The 26,713-nt window shown below is 70.4% G+C and carries 10 protein-coding genes (1 of these 10 only partly in view); 1 reads left to right on the forward strand and 9 read right to left on the reverse strand.

The features are described 5' to 3' along the window. Positions 1–17,309, forward strand: partial view of a non-ribosomal peptide synthetase gene (locus tag CP958_RS17005; RefSeq protein ID WP_096703390.1) — the 3' portion only. It extends 280 nt beyond the left edge of the window; only the last 17,309 of its 17,589 coding nucleotides appear in the window; its start codon lies beyond the left edge, outside the window; the stop codon is at positions 17,307–17,309. 2 nt (positions 17,310–17,311) lie between these two features. Here the strand turns inward: CP958_RS17005 and CP958_RS17010 are convergent, their stop codons facing one another. From CP958_RS17010 to CP958_RS17050, 9 genes are read right to left on the reverse strand one after another with little or no spacing between them, the layout of a single operon-like run. Further along, the gene (locus CP958_RS17010; RefSeq protein WP_096703391.1) at positions 17,312–17,653 is read right to left on the reverse strand and encodes a nuclear transport factor 2 family protein; all 342 of its coding nucleotides are present in this window, start codon (positions 17,651–17,653) and stop codon (positions 17,312–17,314) included. Then, entirely contained in the window at positions 17,650–18,459 is an 810-nt protein-coding gene (locus tag CP958_RS17015; RefSeq protein ID WP_096703392.1) for an enoyl-CoA hydratase/isomerase family protein, read from the reverse strand. Before CP958_RS17015 ends, CP958_RS17010 begins: the two co-directional genes overlap by 4 nt. An 8-nt stretch (positions 18,460–18,467) precedes the next feature. Continuing rightward, complete coding sequence (locus CP958_RS17020; protein WP_096703393.1) at positions 18,468–19,715, reverse strand: hydroxymethylglutaryl-CoA synthase; 1,248 nt, start codon at positions 19,713–19,715, stop codon at positions 18,468–18,470. A 7-nt stretch (positions 19,716–19,722) separates the two neighbouring features. Next, positions 19,723–21,003 (reverse strand): beta-ketoacyl synthase N-terminal-like domain-containing protein, encoded by a 1,281-nt coding sequence (locus CP958_RS17025; RefSeq protein ID WP_096703394.1) that lies wholly within the window; start codon positions 21,001–21,003, stop codon positions 19,723–19,725. Continuing rightward, on the reverse strand, positions 21,003–21,239 hold the full coding sequence (locus CP958_RS17030) for an acyl carrier protein (protein WP_170959010.1): 237 nt from the start codon (positions 21,237–21,239) through the stop codon (positions 21,003–21,005). The genes CP958_RS17025 and CP958_RS17030 overlap by 1 nt, the downstream gene beginning before the upstream one ends. Positions 21,240–21,253: 14 nt before the next feature. Continuing rightward, positions 21,254–23,530 (reverse strand): ACP S-malonyltransferase, encoded by a 2,277-nt coding sequence (gene fabD / locus CP958_RS17035; protein WP_197706417.1) that lies wholly within the window; start codon positions 23,528–23,530, stop codon positions 21,254–21,256. Beyond that, the gene (locus CP958_RS17040; protein ID WP_096703397.1) at positions 23,527–24,333 is read right to left on the reverse strand and encodes a 4'-phosphopantetheinyl transferase family protein; all 807 of its coding nucleotides are present in this window, start codon (positions 24,331–24,333) and stop codon (positions 23,527–23,529) included. The genes fabD and CP958_RS17040 overlap by 4 nt, the downstream gene beginning before the upstream one ends. Before the next feature lie 9 nt (positions 24,334–24,342). Beyond that, positions 24,343–26,439, reverse strand: a complete 2,097-nt coding sequence (locus CP958_RS27095) for an ABC transporter ATP-binding protein/permease (RefSeq protein WP_096703398.1) — start codon at positions 26,437–26,439, stop codon at positions 24,343–24,345. Next, positions 26,439–26,678, reverse strand: coding sequence for a hypothetical protein (locus CP958_RS17050; RefSeq protein ID WP_096703399.1), 240 nt, complete (start codon positions 26,676–26,678; stop codon positions 26,439–26,441). The genes CP958_RS27095 and CP958_RS17050 overlap by 1 nt, the downstream gene beginning before the upstream one ends. Between the last annotated feature and the right edge of the window lie 35 nt (positions 26,679–26,713).

Genomic DNA, 26,713 nt, shown 5'->3' on the forward strand with positions numbered 1-26,713 from the left:
GCGTCGGCGAGATCCCATCCGAACGCTGGGCGATCGACGGCTTCTTCGATCCCGATCCCCAAGCCGCGGCGCGGAGCATCAGCAAGTGGGGCGGATTCGTCTCGGGCGCAGATCTGTTCGATCCCCTGTTCTTCAACATCTCGCCCCGCGAAGCCGAGTTGATGGACCCCCAGCAACGACTGTTCCTGACCGAGGCGTGGCGGGCGCTGGAGGATGCGGGCTATGGCGACTGGAGCTTGGGAGGGCGGCGCGTCGGCACCTTCGTCGGCTGCGCCGAGGGCGATTACCAGGAACGCCTGAAGGCCGCCGGGCTGATGGCCGACGCCTATTCGTTCATGGGCAACGCCGCCTCGATCCTTCCCGCCCGCATCGCCTATCTGCTCGACCTGAAGGGGCCGGCCATCGCGGTGGACACCGCCTGTTCGTCGTCGCTGGTGGCGATCCACCTCGCCTGCGACAGCCTGTGGTCGGGAACATCGGACATGGCCCTGGCCGGCGGCGTCAGCCTGCTGACCACCCCGCGCATGCATCTGATGTCCAGCAAGGCCGGGATGTTGTCCCCGCGGGGGCGCTGCAGCGCCTTCGATTCGGGGGCAGACGGTTTCGTGCCGGCGGAAGGGGTGGGCGTGGTGGTCCTGAAGCGCCTGTCCGACGCGACGCGGGACGGCGACCGCATCCTCGCGGTGATCGAAGGTTCGGGCATCAACCAGGACGGCCGCACCAGCGGCATCACCGCCCCCAGCGCGCCGTCGCAGACCAGCCTGGAAACCGGAATCTACCGTAAATTCGGCATCGACCCCGCCACCATCGCCTATGTGGAGGCGCACGGGACCGGGACGCGGCTGGGCGATCCCATCGAGGTGGAGGCCCTGACCGCGGCCTTCCGCCAGTTCACCGACAAGGCCGCCTATTGCCGGATCGGTTCGGTCAAGTCCAACATCGGCCATGCGCTGCTGGCCGCCGGCGTGGCCGGATTCATCAAGGTGCTGCTGTGCCTGCGCCATGGCCGTATCCCGCCGACCCTGCACCTGAAGGAGACGAACCCGTTCATCCCCTTCGCGGGCAGTCCGTTCGTCCCCGCCGACCGGCCCGTTCCCTGGGAGCCGGGCGGCGATGGCGGCCGGCGCGGCGCGGTCAGCGCCTTCGGCTTCAGCGGCACCAACGCCCACGTGGTGCTGGGAGAATGGCACGAGGCCGAACCGGCCGAACGGTCCCCTCGGTTTCCGTTGCTGATCACCCTGTCGGCGCACGCGGCCGACGCGCTCAACACCCTGGCCGCCCGGTTGCGTGACCATGTGGCGGCCCTGGAGAAAGATCGCCTCGGCGACGTCGCCTACACGCTGCTGATGGGCCGCAGCCATTATCCACGCCGCAAGGCATTCGTGGTCGAGGACCGGCGGGACCTGTTGAACCGCCTGGATGCCTTCCTGGCCGAGGGGGCGGAAACGCGCGCGGCCAGGCCCGACGCCGCCAGCCTGGCCCGGATGGCGGACGAGACCGGCAAGCTGTTGCGGGCCTTTCCCAGACGGGTGGCGGACATCCGCCCCAGCCTGCCCTCGGCGCTTGGGATGCTGGCCGGGGCTTATGAGAGAGGCGCCAGGATCGATGCCGGCTGGAAGGCGGTATTCTGCGGCGCCCCCGTTCGCAGGACGGTTCTGCCCAGATATCCGCTGAAGCCCATCCGGTGCTGGATCGAGGCCGATGCTCCGGTTCCCGCGCGATCCTCTCCGGGGCGATCATTCCCGACGGAAGACCCCCGGTATGCCTCCTGGCTCGAAGACCACGTGGTGGCCGGCCGGCCGGTCCTGCCCGCCGCCGCCTATCTGGAGGCCGCGCGGGCGGAAGCCGAGGCGCGGGGGCTCCGTGCCGACCTGTTCGAGGATGTGGCGTGGCTGGCCCCCCACACGCCCGAGGCGGGCTCGCGCCTGTCCTTCGGCCTGGATGGTGAGGACTTCGCCTTTGGTCATGGACCGGCCGTGTTCGCCAGGGGTCGTCTCTCGGCGGCCGGCCCGGCCGTTCGGCCGGTCGTGACCCTTCCCGAGGGCGAGGCGCTGCCTTCGGCCCTTTCCGAGGGCGAGATCTACCGCCGGTTCGAGCGCCTGGGCATGAGCTACGGGCCGAGCCTGCGCACCCTCCGCTCGCTGCGGACCGATGGGCGTCGGGTGCTGGCCCAGGTGGGGTCGGGCGGCGCGGCCGGAACGCCGGCCGGCCTGCCGCCTCCCCTGATGGACGGGGCGTGGCAGGCGGTGATCGGACTTGCCGGGGATGGCGATCCCCTGATGGTGCCGTCCTCCCTCGGGCGTCTGCGCCTGTTCGCCCCGCTGCCCGATCCGGCCACGGTACTGGTCGAGCGGGTGGCGCGCGACGCTTCCACGCTGGTGGTGGATATCCGCATCGCCGATGCCGAGGGCAATGTCTCCGCCTGGGCCGAAGGGCTGACGTTCCGCACGCCCCTCGCCGCTTCGGAAACCATCCTGATGACGGCGGCCTGGGATGCGGAGCCGGCTTCGGCCCCGGCTCCGGAGGAAGCGGCCTTCGTCGCCTTCGACGACGCGGCCCACGCCGCCCTCGCGGCTCGTTTCGGGGGGCATCGGGGATTGCGCCTCGGTCAGGACGCCCAGGGCGACTGGGTGAAACGCCTGGCGCCGGCCAGGGACGTGGTGATGGCGGTGCCCGAGGGCGGGGAGAACCCGGCCGCCCCCGCGTTCGCAGCCGCGCTGGATCTGGTGCGGGCCTTGCCGGCGGGGGGGCGGCTGATCATCGTCCACCGCGACACCAATCCCCTGGGCGCCGCATTCGACGGCTTCGCCCGGACGGTTCGCCGCGAACGCCCGCAAATCCTCGTGCGGGTAGTCGGGCATGACGGTGCCGACCCGGCCCCGGCGGCGGCGGCCGAGCTGGGTTTCGGAGAGCATGGGGCGATCCGCTATCGCCAGGGTGTCCGTGAACGGCTTCGGCTCGCCGAAGTACCCTCGGCGGCGGGAGAGGGGAAATTCCCGGTGGCGGCCGACGGCGTTTATCTGGTGACGGGCGGCGGCGGCGGCATCGGCCTTGCCTTGGCCGAGGAACTGGCGCGCCGGGGGGCGACCAGGATCGTCCTGGCGGGCCGCCACGCGCTCGGCCCGCAGGCCCTCGCCCGTGTCGATGCCCTCAACCGGAATGGCGTGACGGTGTCGTTCATCGCCGCCGACATTTCCGATGCGGAAGCGGCGGGCGGGCTGCTGGATGAGGTACGGTCCATGGGCCGGCTTCGGGGCGTCGCCCATGCCGCCGGCATCCTGCGCGACCGTGCCCTCGCCGATCTGTCGCCCGACGATATCGCCGCCGTGTTCGCCCCCAAGATCGCCGGGGCGATGGTTCTCGATCGTCTACTGGGCGATGCGCGCATCGACTGGGTACTGCTTTTTTCCGCCTTCGCCGGCTGGTACGGCAATGCGGGGCAGGCGGCCTATTGCTTCGCCAACCGTTTCCTCGACGGCCTGGCGGAGGCCAGGAACAAGGCCGGGCGGCGCTGGCTGTCCGTGGCCTGGCCCCTATGGGCGGTGCCGGGTATGGCCGGCGATGCCGAAGCCCGACATCTGGCCGACGCCTTCGGGCTTCGGGCCATGCCTCCCGCCGCCGGCTGGAGCGCGCTCGATCACGCCTGGGCCGGCGGCTGGCCGGTGGTCGCCGTTCTGCATGGCGACGGCGGCCGTCTTCGCGCCCGATTGGCGGCGGACGACCGGTCATCCGTCGCCGCCGAGACCGGAACGCCGGCTCCCGGCGGCGAAGAGATCGGCGGCATCCTGCTGGACGAGTTGAGCGCGTTGCTGAAGGTCGCTCCCCATGAAATCGACCTGTCGGCCCCCTTCAGCGAATACGGGCTCGATTCCATTTCCTTGACCCACTTGTCGCGCCGGCTGAACGCGGCGCTGGCCATCGCCACCACTCCCGCGCTGTTCTTCGAGGTGTCGAATTTCGAGGAATTGCTCGATCACCTGCGGGCCGTAGCGCCGACGAAGCCGAGGGTGGCCCCGCCGGAGGCCATCCCTACTCCCATTCCCGTCGCCGCTCCCGCCGCCGCTCCCGCGCCGGTCCGGTCCGGTCCTCGGGGCGTGGCGATCGTCGGCATGGACGCGGTGTTTCCGGGTGCCCCCGATATGGACGCCTTCTGGCGCCTGCTGGACGAAGGGCGAAGCGCCATCGTGCGGATTCCTCCCGATAGGTGGGACTGGCGCCGGGTGGACGGCGACCCCGGGCAACCGGGACGCACCAACGTCCATTTCGGCGGCTTCATCGAGGGGGTGGACCGCTTCGATCCGGGCCATTTCGGTATCGCTCCGGTCGAGGCCGAGGCCATGGACCCCCAGCAGCGCCTGCTGCTGCAATCGGTGTGGCGGATGTTCGAGAACGCCGGGCACGACTGGCGCGACTTCGCCGGCCGGCGTGTCGGCGTGTTCGTCGGCGCCTCGAACCACGACTACGCCGCCATCGTCCGCGAATCCGGCGGTGCCGTCGAGGCCCACACCCCTTCCAGCCTCGCCCCGTCGCTGCTGGCCAACCGTGTTTCGTACGTGTTCGACCTCAGGGGCCCCAGCGAGACGGTGGACACCGCCTGTTCGTCGTCGCTGGTGGCCATGGCCCGCGCCATGGCCGCGCTTCGGTCGGGGACGTGCGAGGCGGCCATCGTCGCCGGGGTCAACCTCATGCTGGTGCCCGACCTGCACATCGCCTTCGCCAAGGCGGGAATACTGAGTCCCACCGGCCGGTCGGCCAGTTTCGGCGACGGGGCGAACGGCTATGTCCGGGGCGAAGGATTGGCCTCGCTGCTGCTGAGGCCCCTCGACCGGGCCCTGGCCGACGGAAACGTGATCCATGCGCTGGTGACGGGCGCCGCCGTCAACCACGGCGGCCATGCGGCCTCGCTTACCGCTCCCAATGCCCAGGCCCAGGCCGAGGTCTTAGTGGAGGCATGGGCCGATGCGGGAATCCCGCCGGAAACCCTCGACTGCATCGAAGCCCACGGCACCGGAACGCGGTTGGGAGATCCGGTGGAAATCAACGGCATCCGCCGCGCCTTCGCCCAAGCGTTCTCCGGGGCCGGCATTCCCCTTCCCTCCCGGCCTTTCTGCACCGTCGGCACGGTCAAATCCAACATCGGCCATCTGGAGGCGGCGGCCGGCGTCGCCGGCATCGTCAAGATCGTGCTGGCCATGCGAAACCGGCGTATCCCCGCGAGTCTGAACCTGGAGCAGATCAACCCTTACATCGAGCTGGACGGGGAGCCGTTCGACCTTGCCCGGAACGCCCGGCCCTGGCACGCCTCGCCGGATGCCTCCGGCCATCCCCGGCCCCGGCGGGCCGGCGTCAGTTCCTTCGGCTTCGGCGGCACCAACGCCCACGTTGTGCTGGAGGAATTCTCCTCTCCGCGCCCCCCTTCGCCTCCAGCGGATCGCCGGCGCCTGTTCGTGCTGTCCGCCCGCGACCAGGAGGGGCTGCGCCGCCGCGCCGCCGACCTGCTCGCGTGGCTGCCGCCCCATGATCCCGGAATGCCGGCGCCGTCCCCCGCCACCGGCCATCTTGCCGATGAGGTCAAGGCCCTGCTCGCCGGCATCCTTTCCATGACGCCGAACGATGTCACGGACGACGAGCCCCTGGCGGACCTTGGCGTCGATGCGGCGCGGGCCGGATTGCTGCGCGACGCCATCCGGGACCGGTTGGGGCGCCACCTGCCGCAGGGCGCGCTGTCCCTGGACGCCACCCCGGCTTCGATCGCCCAGGCGCTGGGGCGCGATGCCGCCTCTCCGTCGGCCCGTCCGGTCACCGCCGAGACCGTGGATTTCGACGCCCTGGCCTATACCCTTCAAGTGGGGCGCGAAGCGATGAAGATCCGGGGCGCCGTGGTCGCCACCGACCACGCGGCTTTCGCCGCCTGGCTGGCCGACGTGGCGAGCGGCCGTCTGAAGCCTGCCGAAGCCGGAGGCCGCGACGCCCTCGGCCCGCTGCTGGACGGCCAGGCGGGAGCCCGATTCGTCGGGGAATTGCTGGAGGGGCGCGACCTGGAACGCTTGGGGCGGCTGTGGACGCTGGGCGCCGATGTGGATTGGCGACGTCTCTACGATGCGCCTCCCGGCCGTCTGGCGCTTCCGCCCTATCGTTTCGAGGGCTTGCGCCATTGGGTGGGGCCGACGCGCGATTCCCGGCCGGCGGCCGAGGCCACGCACCTGCTCGAACCCCGGTGGCTCGACACCGCGCCGCCCCCCGTCAGCCSGCCGGTCCAGGCGGTTTTCCTGCTCGCCCCCGCCCCCGAGATCGCCGCCGCCCTTCGCGGTGCCGGCATCGCCATCGAGGCCCCGGCGGCGGCGGACGGCGACGATCTCTCGCGCATCGAAGCCATGCGCCGGAATGCGCTGGCCGCCTTGGCGGCGGGCAAGCCCCTGGCCTCGGTCGGCTGGACCGACGATCCCTTGGGTCTGGCGGGAGCCGCGATGCTGGCGGCCCTCGCCGCCGAGGAACCGGGTCTGAAACTGGTGTCGGCGGCAGTCGAGCCGGAATTGCGACATTCGGCCCATCTCGCCGAGGCGTTGGCGACGGTGCTGGGAGCCTTCGAGCTCGGCCACCGGGAATGGCGCATCGGCCTCGGCGGGGACGGGAGGCCGGTCTGGCGGACGCGCCGTTTCCTGGCGGTGGAAACGGCCCCGGCGGTCCCGCCGCCGCAGGGTGGCGTCTGGCTGATCACCGGCGGCGGCGGCGGGCTCGGCGCGATCTTCGCCCGCCACCTTGCCCGGACGGGCGCGGCACTGGCGCTGGTGGGCCGCAGGCCCCCGGATCAGGGCATCCAGGCCTTGCTGGCGGAGCTTCGCCGGATGGGCGCGCGGGCGGAGTACCGTGCCGCCGACGTCGCCGACAGCGGTTCGCTCGGGGCGGCGCTCGGCCAGCTCAGGACTCTCCTGGGGCCCTTCACCGGGGTGATCCATGCGGCCGGAGTGCTCGACGACCGCCGGTTCGGCGACAAGACGGCGGAAAGTTTCAGAAGGGTGGTCTCGCCCAAGGTGGTGGGCGCACGCCTCCTCGATCACCTTACGGAAGCAGACCCGCTGGAGCATTTCGTCCTGTTCTCTTCCGCCGCGCCGTGGATGGGCGGGGCCGGACAGACGGATTACGCCTTCGCCAATCGGTATTTGGACGAATTCGCCCTTTGGCGGGAACGGCGGCGGCGGGACGGCGGGTGTCCGGGGCGGACCATCGCCATCGACTGGACGCTGTGGCGGGATGGCGGAATGCGCCCGGACAGCGCGGCACTGGAGATGCTGTCCCGGGAAACGGGGCTGGATGCCCTGGCCGAGGCGGCGGGAACGGCCGCCTTCGACCGGGCCCTGGCCCTGGCGGGGGCGCAGGTACTGGTGGCTTCGGGCCCTTCCGACGCGCCGGCCTTGTGCCGTCTTCGCGGGGAAGCCCCGCCCACCCGGCCCGGAGCCCAACTCGCCGCCCGGCCCCTGGTGGAGATCGTCGTCGAGGCGATGCGGCTGGACACCCCGCCCGAACCCCACCAGGACCTGCGCGATCTCGGCCTCAGTTCCATCACCGCCATCCGGCTGGTCAACCTGCTGAAAGAGTGTTTCGGGACGGCGCCCAGGGTGGGCGACATCCTCGCCAATCCGACGCTCGCCGCGCTGAGCGCCACCGTGGCGACGGCGGCTCCGCGGCCCGAATCCCCATTCTCCGAGGGCCAGAAGGCTCTGTGGACCCACTATCGGCTGGCGCCGGACAGCGCCGCGTACAACATGCCCCTGGCGCTCCGGCTGGACCCGGCCGTGGATGCGGCCCGGCTGCGCGACGCGGTGTTGCGGGTCGCCGCCGCGACCCCGGCCTTGCGTGCCCGCTTCAAGGATGATTCCCCGGAGCCGGTCCAGGTGGCCGACGACCGGCCGCCGGAGGTGGCCCTGACCCGGTTGGGGGCCGTGGCGGAGGCGGACCTGACCGAAATGCTCCGGCGGGCCGCCAAGGCGCCGTTCCGCCTCGAGGAGGAGCCCGCCTTCCGCGCCCATGTCTTCGTCGATGCCGAGCCCGGGCCGATCCTGCTGGCGGTGTTCCACCACATCTCGTTCGATGGCGTCTCGATCCAGCTGTTTCTCGACGCGCTGGGGGCGGCGTTGGCGGACAGGCCCGTGCCCCCGGCCGCGCCCTATGCCGATTTCGTGGACTGGCAGCGGCGCCACCTGGCGAGCGCCGAGGCGGAACGAGAGCTGGAGTGGTGGCGGTCGGAACTGGCGGCGCCCATCGCGCCGCTCGACCTTCCCACTCCGCTGAGACCGCGTCCCTCCCGGCCCGGCTCCGACGGCGCCACCCTTGCCGTGACGCTCGATCCGGCGCTGGTGACCGGCATGCGCGAGGCGGCGCGCCGGACCGGCGTCACCCCCTTCACCGTCGCCCTGGCCGCCTGCCGGACGCTGCTCGCCACCTATGTCGAGGGCGGTCCCGTCCGGCTGGCCGTTCCGGTGACGCTCCGGCCGGAGCCCGCCCTGGCCGGGACCATGGGCCATCTGGTCAACATGGTGGTGATCGGCGACCAGACCCGGCCGGACGAGGATGTCGCCTCTTCGCTGCGCCGGTTGGGCGGCAAGGTGACGGCGGCCCTGGACCGCTCCGGCGTGCCCTTCTCCATGGTGCAACGGGCCGTGGCCGAGGCGCGGGGACGGCCCACGGCCCTGTCCGAGATGTTTCACGGCGCCTTCTACTACCAGGATTGGCTGGCGAGGACGCCGGCCGGAAACGGCTTTTCCTATCGTCCGCTGCCCGGTATCCACCATGAGGGCGAGTTCGAGTTGGTGGTCGAAGTGTTCGCGGCCGCCGACACGACCGAATTGCGGGTGAAGTACGATCCCCTGCGGATCGACCCCGGCACGGCCCGATTGCTGGCGGATCGCTATGTGGGATTGTTGGAGCGGCTGGTCGCCGACTCCGCTTCGACGCTCGCCCGGCTGGCGGCCCCCACCCCCCGGGAAGCGGAGCGGCTTTCGGCGTGGAACCGCACGGAGGCCGCGCACGATCTTGACGATACGCTGATCCCGCGTTTCCGGCGCCAGGCCGACGCTTCGCCCGACCGCGAGGCGGTCGCCTGCCGGGGCCGGTCTTTCACCTACCGCGACCTCGACGCGGCGAGCGCCGCTTTCGCCCGGACCCTGGCGGCGCGGGGAATCGGGAGGGGCGATCGGGTGGGCATCCTGCTGGAACGCTCGGTCGATCTGGTGGCCGCCTTGCTGGGGGTGATGCGCTCGGGGGCGGCTTATGTGCCGCTCGACCCCGCCTACCCCATGGAACGGCTGGCCTATATGGTGTCGGATTCGGGAATGGCGGCCATCGCCACCGGACCCGCCCTGGCCGACAGGGCGAGGGAGCTGGGGGCCGAGCCCGTAATGGTCCCCGGGGCCGACGACGCCGGGACCGACGGCGCCGGGACCGGCGGCGAACCGCCCGCCCCCCGATCCTCGGACACCGCCTATGTGATCTACACCTCCGGTTCCACCGGACGGCCCAAGGGCGTGGCGGTCAGCCACGGCAACCTGATCAATTTCCTGCTGTCCATGGCGGCGAGGCCGGGGCTCTCGGCGGAGGACCGGCTGCTGGCCGTCACCACCATCTGCTTCGACATCGCCGGCCTCGAGCTTTACCTTCCCCTTCTGGTGGGGGCGACGGTGGACGTCGCCACCGAGGACGTGGCCCGCGACGGCGTCAGGCTCCGCCGCCAACTGGAAAGCGGCCCGATCTCGGTCATGCAGGCGACCCCCGCCACCTGGCAGATGCTGCTGGCCGCCGGGTGGCGGCCCAACCTGCGGCGCATGCTGGTCGGAGGAGAGGCCCTGCCGCGCGTCCTGGCGGAACGCCTGGGGGGCGGGGATGGATTGTGGAACGTCTACGGCCCCACCGAGACGACCATCTGGTCCACGGCCGGCAAGGTGGATATCGGTGGCCGCGTCACCGTGGGCACCCCCATCGACAACACCCGTATCGCGGTTGTCGACGCCGCCGGCGAGGTGGTGCCGGTGGGGGCGGTGGGGGAACTGCTGATCGGCGGAGCGGGGGTCGCGCAGGGCTATTGGCGGCAGGCCGATCTCACCGCCGATCGGTTCGTGGACCGGGGCGGGCCGGACGGCCTGGTGGCGAAGTGGTACCGCACCGGCGACCTCGCCCGCCTGCTCGCCGACGGGTCCCTGGAGATTCTGGGGCGTAACGACCAGCAGGTGAAGCTGCGTGGGCACCGGATCGAGCTGGGCGAGATCGAGTCGACGATCATGCGCCATCTGGGCGACGCCGACTGCGCCGTGGTGCTGAGGAGGGATGGTGGCGGCGCCGAGATGCTCACCGCCTTCTACGTCCCGGGGACCGACGATCCGCCGCCGGCCCGACGAATGAGGATGCTGGGCCGCTGGCTGCCCGATCACATGATTCCTGCCGGCTGGGTGAAGCTGGCGGCCCTGCCCCGTACCGACAACCTCAAGACCGACCGCAAGGCTCTGGCCGAGTGGTCGGACACCGGATGCGCCACGGCCCCGGCCGCTCCCCCGGCCCGTTCCCCGATCACGGCGGCGGGTCTCGGAACCGGCGAGATCGAGACGGCACTGGCCGGAATCGTCGCCGCCCGCGTCGGGCATGACATAACGCCCGCCGATCTTGCGTCACCCTTCGTTTCGCTGGGGGTGGATTCGGTCAGGGTGGTCGACGTGGTGCGGGACGTGAACGCCCGCTTCGGGCTCGATCTCACCCCCACCGACGTCTTCAACCATCCCAGCCTTGCCGCCTTGGCGGGGCGAATCGCCACTCTGATGCCGGCCGCCCCCCCGGTTCGCGGGACGGCGGGGCCGGTCCCGGCCGGGACCGGCGACGTGGCGGTCATCGGTTATGCCGCCCGCTTTCCCGGCGCCCGGAATGCCGGGAATTTCTGGCGCAACCTCGCCGCCGGCCGGTGCTCCATCACCGAAACGCCGGCATCCCGCTGGCGCTGGCAGGACATCTTCGATCCCCGTCCGCAGAATCCCGGCACCAGCTACAGCAAGTGGGGCGCCTATCTCGACGATATCGAGATGTTCGACGCCCCGTTCTTCGGCATGCTGGAATTCGAAGCGTCGCGCACCGACCCGCAACAGCGCCTGTTCCTCGAAATGGCCTGGATGGCGTTGGAGGATGCCGGCTATTCGGGAGCGGCGGTGGACGGGGCCGGCTGCGGGGTCTTCGCCGGCGCCGCCTTCGGGGACTATCACCGGCTGGTCGAGAAGGCGGGCCATTACGACGCCTTTTCCATGCTCGGCGCCAGCCCGTCGCTCCTTCCCGCCCGCATCGCCTATCTGCTGAACCTCACCGGCCCGACGGTGGCGGTGGATACCGCCTGCTCGTCCTCGCTGGTGGCGGTGCATCAGGCCTGCCAGAGCCTCAACGCGGGCGAATGCGCCATGGCCCTGGCCGGCGGCGTCTATCTTTCGGTCACCCCCCTGGCCCAAATGATCTCGGCGGCGGCCGGCATCCTGTCCGCCGACGGAACGGTCCGGCCCTTCGACGCCCAGGCGGGGGGCATCGCCATCGGCGAAGGGGCCGGCGTGGTGGTGCTGAAGCCGCTGGACCGGGCGCTGGCCGACGGCGACACGGTTCGCGCCGTGATCAGGGGAAGCGGGGTCAACCAGGATGGACGGACCAACGGCATCACCGCGCCCAACGCCCTGTCCCAGGCCGCCCTCATCGCCTCCGTGGCCGAACGGGGCGGAATCGACGCCGGCCGCATCTCCTATATCGAAACCCACGGAACGGGCACCCGCCTGGGCGATCCGGTGGAGATCGACGGAATCCGCCGCGCGCTGGGGGGCGGCACGTGCGCGCTGGGCTCGGTGAAGGCCAATATCGGCCACGCCTATCAGGCCGCGGGCATCGCCGGCCTGATCAAGCTGATCCTGTGCCTGGAGCATCGGCAAATCCCGCCCCAGATCGGCCTTTCGACCATCAATCCGCTGCTGCGGCTCGACGACGGAGGATTGCGCATCCCCCGCGTGCTGGAAGACTGGAACGCCGGCCCCACCAGGATCGGCGGCGTCAGCTCCTTCGGCTTCAGCGGCGCGAACGCCCATGTGCTGGTCGAGGAGGCCCCGGCCCCGCCGCCCGTCCCGCCGCCGGCCTCGGGCGATGTCCCGGATGAGGTGATCGTGCTGTCCGCCCTGGACGAGGACCGGCTGCGGGCCATGGCCGCCAATCTCCGGGAACGCCTGGAAGCGGCCGGCCCGAGCCTTGCCGACGTCGCCCATACTCTTCAGGCGGGACGGGCCGTCTTCGCCTGCCGGCTCGGCTTCATCGCCCGATCGACGCATGAGGCGGCGGCGGCCCTCGCGGCCTTCGCCGCGGGCGACCCGACCGGCCCCCGGTCGGTTACGGTGGTGCCGGGGCGGACCATGGTGGGCGCCGCCGATCCCACCAGCCAGCTCGCCGCCTGGATGGCCGGCGATACCGTCGATTGGGCCATCCGGCGAGCCCGGCATCCCGCCCGGCGCATTCCGCTTCCCGGCAGCGTGTTGCGGCCGGTGCGCTGCTGGATCGACGCGGTTCGGGAGGTGGAGGCGCCGGCCCCCCGACCCGCCGCTCCGCCCCCGCCGCGAGACGGTTCCCCGCCCCCGGTACTGTCCATACTGGCCGAGTACTGCTCGCTCCGGCCGCAGGACCTCACGCCGGAGACCCACCTGGAAGCCGATCTGGGCCTGGATTCCATCCGCCTGATGGGACTGGCGGCCCGTCTGGTCGCGGTCGGAATCGACATTCCCATGGCGAAGCTGGCGCAGGCGCGGCTGGTGGGCGATCTGGCGGCCCTGGCCGGCGCGTCCCCGCCGCCGCCAGCTCCGTCCCGGACGGAGAGCGAACCCCGCGTCATCCCGCTCCTGGACGCGCAGATGCTGTTCCTGCTGGGGCACCACCTGATCGATTCCAGCTCGCTGTGCTCGTGGGTCCGCCTTGGCGGCTCATTCGACCTGGAACTGGCGCGACGGGCTTGGCAGGCCCTGGTGGATCGGGCACCGGCGCTCCGGATCGCCTTCACCCGGCCGCCGGGGGGAGAGCGGCTGGGCGACATCGGCGCCGTGCTGTGGCCGGCGGAAAGCCGGACGGTTCCTACGCTGGAACTCGAGGAGCTTTCGGCGGATGCCGGCGGGCAAGCCCGGCTTCAGGCCTTCTTCGACACCCAGCTCAACCGGGAATGGGATCTGGTGGGGTGGCCCCTTCATCAGTTCCAGGTGCTTCGCCTGGGAACGGACGACCACATCCTGGCCTTCACCAACGAACATCTGATTTCCGACGGCATCGGCAACCAGGCCGCCCTGCGGGGGTTCCTCGAGATTTACGGCGCCCTGGCCGAGGGTCGGGAGCCCTCGTGGAACGAGGGGCTGGACGACGGGGCCTATGTGGCCCTCGTCGAAGCCATGAACGCGCGTTGCTTCCCCGATGTGGGCGTGGGCACGGGCGACGGCGGCGCTCCCTATTCCTGGAACCCCGAGAGCCGGGCGATCGACGATTTCAGGCCACTCTTCACCAATCGGACGCATGTGTTCGAGACCGGCCACACCGACAGGTTGAAGCACGCGGCGGAGCGGCTGGGCGTGTCGATGAACAGCCTGCTGGTGACGGCTTTCGCCCGTGCCGCCCGGTCGACCGACGGTCGGGGCGGGGACGGCGTGGCGGTGCAGGTCCCCACCGCCGGCCGAACCGTCGGCGGCCACGACGCCGGCCGCATCCTGGGCTGCTTCGCCCAGAACCTGACCGCCACCTTGCCGGAGGGGGACTGGGCGGAGGCGGCCCGCCGGTTCGCCGATATGCTGGCCGAGGACATGGCCGGCCACCGCGATTGGGCGATCACGCGCCAGTTGGCCGGCACCGCCGGCCGCGAGGTCCCCCTGGTGGACGGCCGCGTTCCGGACGTGCTGCGGTCGGCATTCCGCTCCCGGTTGCGCTCCAATCTCTATGCCCCCTATGTGGGCGAGACCGGCATCGCCGCCCGGTACGGGGGGCTGGCCGTCGCCGGATACCGGGCGGGCACCGTCAACGCCGCCGGGACCATCGACCTGCTGCACGAGATTTTCCGGGGCCGGCTGCATTCGTCATGGAACTGGGACGCCAAGTTCTTCCCCGCCCAGGTCATCGAGCGGCTGGAGGCGGCCTTCCTGAGCGAGCTGGACCACGCCATCGCCGCCGCCGAGGATGTTCCGGTTCCTCCCAGGCCGTCCGACGTCCCGTCGGCGGATGGGCGCCTTGAAACCCTGAAGGCCCTGGCCTCGGAAGTCTGTGGACAGGAGATCACCGACGTTCACGCCGACCTGGAAGTGAATTTCGGCCTGGATTCGCTGATGATGGTGCGGCTGGTCACCCGGCTGCCGGCCGGGTGGCTGGCGGGGGTGGAGCGGGGGCGGCTGCTGACCGCGCGTTCGCTCGCCGGCATACTGGCCAGGCTTGATGGCGCCTCGGCCCCGATGCCGGCCGCGACACCCATCGAGGCGATCACCGCCCAGGCGGCACGGACCCCCGATGCCGTCGCCATCGTGGGTGGGAAGGAACGGCTCACCTACGCCGAGATGGACCGGCTCGGAACCCGGGTGGCCGAGGCGCTGGTCGCTCGCGGCGTCAAGGCCGGCGACATCGTTGCCGTGCTGCTTGCCCCCGGCCCGTCATTCCTGGTGGCCGTCCAGGGGATTCTGAAGGCCGGGGCCGCCTATCTGCCGATGGACCCCAGCCATCCCGGCGACCGGCTCGCCTTCATCGCCGGCCATTCCAAGGCCGGAATACTGCTGACCGAGCCGGGATTGCGGGAGCTTGCCGCCCATGCGGCGGCCCATGGGGTGGAACCCGTCCTGGTGGACGACCTGACCGGTTGGACCGGCGGTCCCCGCCCGGCATTGCCGGCGATCGATCCCCAGGCGCCCATGGTCGTGCTTTACACCTCGGGCTCCACGGGCAGGCCCAAGGGCGTGGTGCTGAACCACCAGGGCTATGCCAACCGCCTGGCCTGGCATCAGGAGCGGTTCCGCCTCCAGCCCGGGGAAGCGGTGCTGCACAAGACCTCGGCCGGCTTCGACATCTCGGTGTGGGAACTGTTCTGGCCGCTGATGTTCGGCGGCACGGTGCATGCCCTGGAGCGGGCCACGGCCCAGAACCCCTGGGCCCTGGCCGATTACGTCCAGGCCCATTCCATCGCCGTCATGCACTTCGTCCCCTCGATGTTCGGGGAGTTCCTGGGTGCGCTGTCGGGCGAGGGGCGGACGTTTCCCTCGCTCCGGTGGCTGATCTTCAGCGGCGAGGCCTTGCCGGTCCACCATGTGCGGCGATGGTTCGCGGATTACGGTTCCACCTGCCGTCTCGCCAACCTGTACGGCCCCACCGAGGCGTCCATCGACGTGACCTGCCATGTGATGGACGGGGCGCCCGGTCCCGATACCGTCCGCCTGCCCATCGGGAAGGCGCTGCCCAACGTGCAGATGTATGTGCTCGATGCGCAATTGCGGCCGGTCCCCGACGGCGAGCAGGGGGAGTTGTGCATCGGCGGAATCCAACTGGCGGTGGGCTATCTCGATGCCCCCGACCTCACGGCCGCCGCCTTTCCGGCCCGGGCGCTGCCGGGCCTGGTGGGCGGGCGCATCTATCGCACCGGCGACATCGCCATCCGTTCGCCGGACGGCACCTTCGACTATCTGGGGCGTATGGATTCCCAGGTGAAGATCCGGGGGTTCCGGGTGGAGCTGGGCGAGATCGAGGCGGTACTGCTGCGGCATCCGGCGGTGGACGAGGCCGCCGTCCTGGCCGAGGAAGGCGACGACGGGCACAAGCGTCTCGTCGCCTTCCTCGCCGGCCGCAGGACGCCCGATGCCGGGATCAAGGAATTCCTGGCGGAACGCCTGCCCCACTACATGATCCCCCACCGCATCGTCTGGCTCGGCCGCCTGCCCAAGAACCCCAACGGCAAGCTGGACCACCGGGCTTTGAAGGCGGGGCCGGAAATATCGGGTGCGGCGGCTCTGCCCCTCGCCCCGGCGCAAAGATGGCTGGTGCGGCATTTCCCACGGCCGTACAACTGGTGGGGTTATACGAGGTTCGTCTGCAAGTTCCGGATCGACCACGCAGTCCTTCGGGCCGCCTTCGCTTTCCTGCTGAAACGCCATCCCGCCCTGCGGACCGTGGTGCGCGAGACCGGCGGGCAATGGGCGCAGGTGGTTCTGCCGCCCGAGAGCCTGGACGATATGAGAATCGAGGTCATCGACGGTGCCGGTCAGGATGCGGACGGGCGGGACGATCTCCTCGCGGAAAAGGCGCTGGCGCTCTGCGAGGGCTTCGATATCGGAACCTGGCCCCTGGATGGGGCGATCATCCTGACGCGCGCCGACGGATGGTCGGAGTTCTGCATGGTCAACCATCACATCAACAGCGATTTCGTCTCGAGCGCCGTCCTGTTCCGCGAGTTCTGGCTGGCTTACGACGCCCTGGCGGCCGGTCGGCCCGTTCCGGCGCCCCCCCCCCCGGCCACGCCCGCCGATCTGGTGAACCACCTGACCGGGCTGGAGCGCGGCGGCGATCTCGAGCGCGACCTGGCCTACTGGCGGACCGCCCTGGACGGCCTGCCGGCCCGGCCCGCCTTCGCCCCCGATCACCCGGCCGCCCCCAACACCGAGGCGGAGGCCGGCGGTATCGAGGCCAGGATCGGGGCGCACGACGCCGAAATCCTGATGCGCCAGGGCAAGGCGCGGTTCGGCTGCACCCTCTACCCGCTGCTGCTGGCCCCGCTCTACCGGGCGATCGCCGAAGAATCGGGCGTCGCCACGGTGGCGGTGAGCCAGCGCATGAGCGGCCGGGACCTGGGACCCGGCGGGCCGACGCTGGTCGAGGCGGTGGGAAATTTCGCCGTCCACTTCCCGTTGGTGGTCCGGAATGTGGAGGCCGTGGGCTGGACCGGGCTGGTGGAGGCCATCGCCGCCGGCCTGTCGGGCGTACCCCGTGGCGGAGTCACCTATGACTGGCTGGGGGTTCCCGGCCTTTACCCGGATGATTCCTTCGCGCCGGTGCGGGCCAACTATCTGGGGCATCTGCCGGCGCCGTCATCGGACCGCTTCGAGATGCCCGCGCGCCATTACAGCCGGCGCCTCGCCCCCGCCCGGCAAAAGCGGCCGGCGGTGGTGGAAATCCACTTCGCCGTGGTGCCCGAAGGCATCGACATCTCGCTCACCTGGTCGCGCCTCCAGTACCGCGCCGGCCGGGTCGAGGGGCTGCTGGAGCTTTACCGCCACCATCTGGACGGATTGCTGGCCGAGGTGGGGGGATAGGGTCAGACTTCCCAGTGTTCCTGGGCCTGGCCGTTCTCGACCCGGAAGATATCCACCACCTCGATGGGCGAGGCGTAGCCGGGCGGCGGATTGGCCATGAACACCTTGCCGCGCACCACCACCAGATTCCCGATTTCGACGATCCCGGTCATCTCGACCCTGAGGTCCGGCGACATTTCCAGATACCGGCCGAAGGCGGCCTTGAACCCCGCGCGCCCTTGCGGCACGCCGGCGGTATTCTGGATGTAGCCGGCGGCGATCAGCTCGTCGGCGGCGGACAGGTCGTGGGCATTGAAAATGTGCTCCCAGATGGCCGTCACCACCTCCTTGGGGGAAAGGGTCATGGGTTGGGCTCCTTGCCGTCGGTTAAGGTCGGGGACGCCCACGGCGCCATCCCGGTTTCCAGATAGCGCCACAGGCTGGCGCGCAACGCGGGGCGGTCGGTAAGCCCGGTGATGGCGTCGACCGCGCGGGCTTCGTCCGCCGGGTCCATGGGAAGGCCGCCGTGAAAGAGGGCCTTCACCACCGCCGCGGACCCGGCCGGCAGCCGGCCGAGGCGAAGCGACAGGCGCCTTACGGCACCATCGACCGAGCCATCGGCCACGATCTCGTCCACGAGACCGTGCGTTTCCGCCGTCGTCGCGGTGACCGGCTCGGTGGTCAGCGCCATGGCGGCTGCGCGATGGGCGCCGATCCGCCGTTTCAGGTAGAGGCCGGCCAATGCCGGGACCAGCCCCCATAGCGCCTCGGGCAGGGCGAAGCGGGCGGCGGGCGTGGCGATCACCCGATCGCACGCGGCGGCAAGGCCGACGCCGCCGCCGAGAGCGGCTCCTTCCACCACCGCCACGGTGACCAGCGGCGATCCGGCCAGCCGGCGCAATACGCCGGCGAAAGCCTCGTGCAGTCTCCGGCTGGTCTGTCCGTCGGGCAGGTTGACGACATCGCGGAAATCCATGCCGGAGCAGAATTCGTCCTTGCCGCCCTCCACGGCCAGCAGCACCGCGCCCTGCTCGGCCGCCCGGTCGAGGACCGCCGACAATTCGCCCAACATCGCCATGGAAAGGGCATTGCCGGAGTCAGGGCGCTTCAGGGCGACCCGCCAGGCGCGTCCGGTGACGGCGACGTCGAGCGTGCTCCAGGTTCCGGCCATTCCCGCCCTCAGCTCCAGCCGTAGATGCGGTGATAATCCTCGATCCCCTTCAGCACCAGAAGCCCCCTGTCCTTGAATCGCTGATCATAGATGTCGCGGAACGGCGAAATATCCACCTCTCCGTCCTTGACGCCGAACAGCCACGGGGCGTTGAGGTCGAGGATGCGGTCATAGTCGGGGATGGAGAGTTTGCGCCGCGCCGCCAGTTGGGCCTGCGTCCCCATGGACCGCATCCTTTCCGCCGACCGGGCATCGGCGACCCCCGAAAAGAACTCGGACGAACACCCCGATCCGTAGGAGAACAGGCCGATGCGCTTGGGCAGGGTGAAGTCCATCCCGTCGAGAAGGCCGGCGAGCGCGATGAAGACCGTGGCGGAATAGGCGTTTCCCACCTGCGCGCAGAATTGGAGCGACGGCGCCACCCTCCGATCGAAATCCGCGTCGATTTCCGCCGGGGCCATCTTCTTGAGCCGGCGCAGCATGGTGCGGTGGGCGCCCTTGACCATGCCCGCGAAGGGGGTGTGGAAGGCGAGCGCGCCGAAGCTTTGGAGGAAATCCGCCCCGTCCACCCGCGCCGCATAATCCGCGAAGGCGCCGTCCAGGCATTCCAGATAGGCCATCAGGGACAGGTCGGCATTTCCGGTTTCTATCTCGGCGGTGGGGCGGCAGGTGTCCATCACCTCGTAGCTGCACAGGCCGTTGGCGCCCAGGTCCAGGTCCAGGATCACCGGCCTGTCGCTGACCAGCATGGCCGCCGCGGCGACCCCCTGGGATGGTTCGGCGTAACCGAGCTTGACCGACGGACGGGCGACGTCCGTGGCGATGACCAGCGCCGTCCGTCCCGGCATCAGCCCGGAGGCCACCTGATTCGTCGCCATCTGCAGGGCGGCCGTCGCCCCGTAGCAGGCCTGCTTGACCTCGAACACCCGGCAGGACCGGCTGAGCCCCAGATGGTCGTGAACGTAGGTGGCCAGCGCCTTGCCGAAATCGATGCCCGATTCGGTCGAGGTCACCAGGAGGGCGATGGACGCGCGTTCCTCGTCCGACAGGCGGTCGATGATGGGCTTGGCGGCATTGACCGCGTTGGTCACGGCATCCTCGCAGGGCAGGTTCACCGCCTTGCGCCGCATCATCAGATTGGCCTGGCGGGCGGGGTCGAGGCCCCGCGCCACGAACAGATCGTCCACTTCGATGAAGGCCTGGGTACCGTAGACGCTCAAGTATTCGATGCCGACGCGGCGTTCGTTTCCGTCCATCCCGTCCTCATTTCCCAATGGCGGCGCGGATCACCACCGCCGTATGGATGCCGCCGAAACCGAAGGAGTTGCTGACCATGGTGCCGATGGCCGCGTCGCGCGGCCCGGCCCCCACCAGATCGAGCCGGTCGGTGACCGGATCATCGAGATTGCGGTTGGGATGGAGGAAGCCCTCTTCCATCTGAAGGATCGCGGCCACCGCCTCGACCAGCCCGGCCGACCACAGCCCGTGGCCCAGCAGACCCTTGGGCGCGTTGACCGCCACCCGGTGGGGCCCGAACAAGGCGTCCAGGGCCTCGGCTTCCGTCCGGTCGCCAAGGGGCGTGGACGTGGCATGCGCGCTTACCGCGTCCACGTCCGCCGGCTCCAGCCCCGCCCGCCGCAGCGCCAGTTCCATCGCCCGAAACTCGGCCGCCCCGTCGGGAACGGTATGCCCGTTGCCCGAAAGGGCCGCCGCGCCGCCGGCCAGGATGGCGCGCGGCGTCGCTCCGCGCCGGGCGGCGATCTCTCCGGCTTCCAGCACGACGGCCGCCGCCGCCGCGCCCGGGATGAACCCTTCGGCGGCACGGTCGAAGGGGCGGCAGGCGCGATCCGGTTCCCGGGCGAAGGAATGTCCGCCGATGGCGCCCAGGCTGGAAAGGGCCTGGTATTCCATGGGTGAAAGATCGGCGGGAGGGGCGATGACGAGGCAGAGGTCGGCGTCTCCCCCCCGGATCATCCTGGCGGCCTGGATCAGGGCCAGATTGCCCGAGGCCGAGGCGCCGCCCACGGTCATTCCCTCACCCAACAGGCCCAGGACCTCGCTGGCGATACCCAGGGGGAAACTGTCCATGAATCCGACCCCCCAGGCGGGCGAAAGCCATTCGGGGGAGTTCCGGAACTTCTCGTGCAGCCGGTATTGCTGGCCGGTGGTGGCGTTCTGGGCGGCAACGACGATACCGGCCCGCTCCGGGTCGGGCGGTCCCGCCGTCAGCCCGGCCATGGCCCAGGCTTCCAGCGCGGCGAGCGTCACCGCCTGCACCGTCGGGTCCGCCCGATGCGCGAGGCGCCGGGTCCGCCGGGCCGCATCGGGCAGGCCCGGCACGAGCTCCGCCAGGGCCGCGGCGAGGTCGATCGGGGGCAACGGCGCCCGGACGACGGGAAACGACAGGGGCGCAGGATGCTCGGTCAGGAACGCGGGGGGGAGAGCGCCCTTCAGCCCCTGCGACAGTCGGGCGAGGCCGATGCCGAAGGGGGTGACGACCCCCATTCCGGTGACGGCCACGCTGCCGGGACGGTCATAGGGCATCACCCGCCGCCGAGAACGATGGCGATCTCACCGAGATTGCGGCACCGGGCGAACCGGGTCATCGGCACCTTGACCGACAGGCGCTCGGCCGCTTCCAGAATGATCTCGGCACGTTCGATGGAATTGGCCCCCAGATCCTTCAGCGAATCCTCCGGCCCGAGCCGGCCGGCGGCGATGTCGGGAAGCACCTCGGCCACGCAGGCGGCAAGCGTTTCGAAGATCCGGTGATCCGCCATCTGCCCGTCCATGTTCATCCCATCCATTCCGTGAAGCGCCCGGTGATGAGGCTGGCCGCCCCGTTCATCAGGCGGAGGCCGATCTCGGCGACCTTGCGGTTCCGCCAGTCTTCCAGATCCGTGCCCTTGACCCAGGCGTTGAAGGCGCCCATGGCCGGGCCGGTGTGGATCTGGAAATTGACCTTCTGATCCATGGCGCCGTCGAGGGCCAAGCGCGTGGTGTCGAGGAAATACCGTTTGAACACCAGGGCCATCTTGAGCTTCGGGTTCCGTTCGGCCTCGGCCAGCGTGTCGGGCTCGTCCCTGGCGTAATGATCCGCCGTCTGGCGCCAGACCTCGTCGAGGCCGCGGCCGAAGAAGCGGCTTTCCAACTGCTCGCGGGTTCGCGCGTCCATGTCGTCCAGGCCGTCCAGCCGGCGGTAAAGCTCGAACAGCTTGTTGGCGCGGGCGGGAAAGAACAACCCCTTGGCGGCGACCTGGACCTTGGCCCCCAGTTCGAACATGTCGCCCGCCGGCGCATAGGCGGTGTCGTGGATGTCGAGCGACACCAGGATATCCTTGACCGCGCCGCTGGTCGCCGCCTCGACCGTGCACTGGTTGACCGAGCCGGTGACCACGAAGTCCGCGCCCAGCATGAAGGCGGCCGCCGCCGCTTCCGGCGTTCCGATCCCCCCCGCCGCTCCGACGCGGATGGGCTCGGCCCAGGCCCGCTCCGCCATCACCCGGTCGCGCAGGCGCATGATGGCGGGAAGCGCGGTGACTAGGGAACGCTGGTCGGTATGTCCGCCTGAATCGGCCTCGACGCAGATGTCGTGGGCGATGGGCGCACGCCGGGCGCACCAGGCTTCCTCCTCGGTCAGTTGTTCCCGGCGCACCAACTGGTCGATGACCTCCTCGGGGGCCGGCGCCATGAACTGGGCCGCTACTTCCGGCCGCGACACCTTGGCGACGACGCGGGTGGCGAGCGCCACGCCACCGTCGGGCAACCGCCTGGCCCCGGCGTATCGCAGACGAACCAGCGGCGGAGTGACCTGGAGGAACGCGGCGGCCTCGACCGTCGGCACCCTGGCCTCCAGCAGCAGGTCCACCATCTCCATCTCCGCCGCCGGCCGGTCGGGCCGGCTGAGGAGATTGACGCCCCAGGGATGGCCGTGGCCCAGCGCGGCCCGGATCTCCTCTATGTCGCGCCGCACCTGTCCGGGATCGACGCCGCCGGTGCCGAGGAAACCCAGCAATCCGGCGCGCCCCAGGGCAATGACCATGCGGGGGCCGGCGATGGCCTTGTACATTCCCCCCGCCGCATAGGCCAGCCGGGTTCCGTGCGCCTCGCGGAACGCCGCCGAACCCAGCTTGCGGGCGTCGAGGCCGGAGGGCGGAGGCGGCGCGGCGGGGGCGGCCTCCGGCTCGGGGTCCGACCCCGCGTCTTCGGGCAGGGGCGCCGCCTGGATCTTCACCACCAGCTTGGCCAGCACGTCGCCCGGCCCCACCTCCTCGAAGGTCCGGGCGCCACGGGCCAGGGCGTACTGGACGCTCTCGACCCAACGGACCGATCCGGTGATCTGGCTGACCAACTGGCGGCGCAACACGGCCGCCGCCCCGCGAAGGGGATAGGGCCTCGCGGTGACGTTGGAGATCACCGGCAAGGCGGGGTCGGCGAAATCGAATCCTTCGGCGAAGGACGCGAAAGCCTCGGCGGTGGGGATCATGTGGCGGGAATGGAACGGGGCCGACACCGGCACCGGGATGGGGATGGCGCCCTCGTCCTGGAAGACGGCGGCGGCCTGGTCCAGCTCGCCCTTCAGTCCGGCCAGGACCGTCTGTTCGGCGGTGTTGAGGTTGGCCACGTCGATGCCCGACAGGCCATGCCGTGCCAATACCGCGCGGATGCGGTCCGTCGTCAGGCCGATGACGGCCAGCATGGTGCCGCCCTTGGCTTCGTTCATCAGGCGGCCGCGTTCGCGGACCAGCCTGAGCCCGGTCTCGAAGTCGAACACCCCCGCCGCGAACAGCGCGGTGAATTCCCCCAGGCTGTGCCCCATCACCATGGAGGGGGCGGCGGCGCCGTCCTCGAGGCGCGCCAGCCAAGCAAGGGCCGACACCGCGAACAACGCCGGCTGGGTATGGTCCGTGCGGTCGAGAAGCCCGTCGGCATCCCTCAGGCAGAGATCCGCCAGGGAATAGCCCAGGATGGCATCCGCCCTGGCCACCAACTCGGGAAAGCGGGGGAACAGGCCGGCGCCCATGCCGACCCGTTGCGATCCCTGGCCGGGGAACATGCAGACGACCGTCATTCGCTCCATCCCTCCAGGGCCGCCGCCGCCCGCGACAGCCAGCCGCCCCACGCCCCCATCCAGGGGGGCGTACCCACCGGCTGCACGTTGTGGGGCAGCACCAGCGCCACGGCCAGCCGGCCGCAAACCCGGCTGATTCCCAGATATTGGCCGAAATTGGTGAAATCGGCGCGGTACACCGGGCCATCGAGGGTCAGGCGGGAAACCTCCAGCAGCTCGAAGGGGACCGTCAGCCCGCAACGCAGAACCTTGGACAGGGCCTCCTTCAGGCACCAGAGGCGGGTCAGCCCCTCCTCGGCCGAGGCGGCGGCGGCCGTCGCCATGCTCCGCTCGGACGGGGTCGTCTGGCTTTCCATGGCCGCCAGGCGGTCCGGGGCGATCAGCTCCACGTCCACCCCCATGGGGCAGGCTTCGGGAAAGGCGACGGCCAGGGCCACCGGGCCGGCATGGGACAGGCTGACCTGCAGGTTGGCCGTGCCCGGCCCCGCCACCACGGGCTGTTCCAAAACCCCGGGGCGGATGGCGACGGCGCGGGGGGCGAGACCAGGGACAAGCGCGGCCAGAGCGCCCTTGGCGGCATGGCGGCCCGCCAGAAGGCTGTGGCGCCGCCGGGGATGCATCCGGTCGGTCAGCATTACCGCCTCGCTCGGATGCAGGAACGCGTCCCCCTCCCCCTCCAGCCAGCCGAACGGGGCCAGGGTGATGGCCGACGCCGCCCGCAACGGCCCCCGTTCGCCGTTCAGCCCGAACGGCTCGGCTTGGAACCAGGCGGGGGAGTCGTCGAGGATCGGGGCACCCGACATGGCGGACGGCTAGGTCGAGGCGTGGTGGAGGAGGCGAACCGCCTCGCCGGTCTGCACCCGCCAAAGGCCGGCATAGATGCCTTTCCGGCGCAGCAGCGCCTCGTGCGAGCCGGACTCGACGATCCGCCCTTCCTCCAGGACGTGGATCATGTCGGCATTGCGCACCGTCGAAAGGCGGTGGGCGATCATCACCGTCGTCCGGTCCCGCGAAATGCGGTCGATGGACAACTGGATGGCGGCTTCCGTCTCGTTGTCCACCGCCGAGGTCGCCTCGTCGAGGATCAGGATGGGCGGATTCTTCAGCATGGTCCGGGCGATGGAGATGCGCTGGCGCTGGCCGCCCGACAGCTTCTTGCCGCGCTCGCCGACGGCGGTGTCGTAGCCGTCGGGCAGCGCCTCGATGAAGGCGTGGGCCTCGGCGGCCTTCGCCGCTTCCACCACGTCCTCGAAGCTCGCGGCCGGCCGGCCGTAGAGGATGTTGTCCCGGATGCTGCCGTCGAACAGGGACACGTCCTGGCTGACGAAGCCGATGGCCCGGCGCAGGTCCGTGAGGTCGAGATCGCGCAGGTCCTTGCCGTCCAGAAGAACCGAGCCGCCGTTGACGTCGTAGAAGCGCATCATCAGCTTGACCAGGGTGCTTTTGCCGGCACCGGTGGAGCCGACGAAAGCCACCGTCTGGCGCGGCGGGATCGTCACGCTGAAATTCCGGAACAGCGGATTGTCGGGCCGGTAGGCGAAGTCGATGCCGTCGAAACGCACCATGCCCTCGACCCGGTTGGCGGGCAGTGGCGTGTCGCCGCCGACGATGGTGGGTTCGGCGCGGATGAGCTTCAGCAGCTCGGCGGCGGAGCCCACCGCGTTCTTGTACATGTCGTAGCCTTCGCCCATGCCCTCCATGCGCACCAGCAGCTTGGGCACGAAGAACAGCAGCAAGGTGAACATGGACGGCGCGATGCTGTTGCGGGCCACCAGGAACCCGCCGGCGGTCATCGACAACGCGAAGGACAGCGAGATCAGCAAACGCATGACATCGGTATATTTCGAGCTGGTGGCCACGGCGCGGTCGCTGGTGTCGCGCACCCCCTGGCTGATCTGGAGCAGGCGGCCCACCTCCTGCCGCTCGGCGGTGAAGCTCTTGATGGTCGCCAGGTCGGTGAGGTTGTTGGACAGCAGCTTGTTGAGCCGGCTGTTGACCTCGGCCATCTCCTCGTAGGGCTTCTCGGTCTTGGTCTGGACGTAGCGGGCGCCCAGCATGATGATCGGCAACGGGACCAGGGCGGTGACCGCCAGGGTGGGCGAGACCGCCAGCAGGGTCACGACGATGATCAGGGCCGTGATGGCCCGCTGGAGCATGTCGTCCGCCCCCGTCTCCAGAAAGCGGTTGATGGTGGCCAGATGCTCCGACAGGGTGCGGACCAGCGCCCCCGAGGACTGGTTCTCGATGGTCGCCAGATCCAGTTCCTGGACGTGGGCGTAGGTATCGACGCGGACGCGGTGTTCCAGATCACGCGCCATCCTGCGCCAGGCTTCCCGCTTCTTGCGCTCCACGACCAGTTCGGCGGCGAAGGCGGCGGCGGTGAAGGCGCCCAGGAACACGAGCTGCGCCGGCATCGACCGCAATCCCATCGCCGCCAGGAACTTGGGCGCATCCTTGTTGACCACGTTGACGATGGCTACCAGCCCCAGCTCGGGCAGGAAATTGACCACGTTGTTGACGATGGACCACAGGGGAGCCTCCCGCGCGCCCCTGCGGTCCAGCTTGAACCGCGTGAGGAGTTCCCGCAGCGGGTTGCCCGCCGAAAGAAGGGCGGGGTGGACGGTCTCCTCCTCCGGCCGCCGGCCGCCGGGGGCGGCCTCCCGGACGAGGCGGTCGAGGGCGTCGCGGATCACCCGGGCGCCGTTGACCGTGAGGGCTTCAAAGTGGAGGAGAACCCGGCCGGTGAGGTGATTGGCCCGGACGTCCCGGACGCCGGCCACGCCGCCCACCAGCGCCTCGAGGCGCTGGGCGAGGTCGCGCCGCCCCACAAGGCCAGGGATGTCCCAGCGTTGACGCCCGGGAATTTCTGAACGCAGGCGGAGATCGAAGATATCGGCGGCCATGCCCATCAGTTGCCGCGATCCCCCTCGGCGCGGGAACCGGCCGGCTGGCCCGCTGGGGGGGCATTCCGCTTGTCCAGGACGTCACGCCATTCGGCGCGAACATCCTCGACGTCCTCCTTGACGCCGCTCAGCCCACCCGCCACGCAATTGCACAGGCGGTTCACGATGCCCACCAGCATGGTCGGAGAACTGCGCGCCGCCATGAACAGCACGATCAGGACAACAAGCAACAGAGCCCAGAACATGCGCTCGATCCCCCGAACATACCGCTGCCCGCCCC

The organism is Magnetospirillum sp. 15-1, assembly GCF_900184795.1.
Lineage (GTDB): Bacteria > Pseudomonadota > Alphaproteobacteria > Rhodospirillales > Magnetospirillaceae > Phaeospirillum.

Coding starts and splice junctions, on each gene's coding strand:
- CP958_RS17010 (WP_096703391.1), bottom strand. CDS start 17,653: ATGACCCTTTCCCCCAAGGAGGTGGTGACGGCCATCTGGGAGCACATT.
- CP958_RS17015 (WP_096703392.1), bottom strand. CDS start 18,459: ATGGCCGGAACCTGGAGCACGCTCGACGTCGCCGTCACCGGACGCGCC.
- CP958_RS17020 (WP_096703393.1), bottom strand. CDS start 19,715: ATGGACGGAAACGAACGCCGCGTCGGCATCGAATACTTGAGCGTCTAC.
- CP958_RS17025 (WP_096703394.1), bottom strand. CDS start 21,003: ATGCCCTATGACCGTCCCGGCAGCGTGGCCGTCACCGGAATGGGGGTC.
- CP958_RS17030 (WP_170959010.1), bottom strand. CDS start 21,239: ATGGCGGATCACCGGATCTTCGAAACGCTTGCCGCCTGCGTGGCCGAG.
- fabD (WP_197706417.1), bottom strand. CDS start 23,530: ATGACGGTCGTCTGCATGTTCCCCGGCCAGGGATCGCAACGGGTCGGC.
- CP958_RS17040 (WP_096703397.1), bottom strand. CDS start 24,333: ATGTCGGGTGCCCCGATCCTCGACGACTCCCCCGCCTGGTTCCAAGCC.
- CP958_RS27095 (WP_096703398.1), bottom strand. CDS start 26,439: ATGGGCATGGCCGCCGATATCTTCGATCTCCGCCTGCGTTCAGAAATT.
- CP958_RS17050 (WP_096703399.1), bottom strand. CDS start 26,678: ATGTTCTGGGCTCTGTTGCTTGTTGTCCTGATCGTGCTGTTCATGGCG.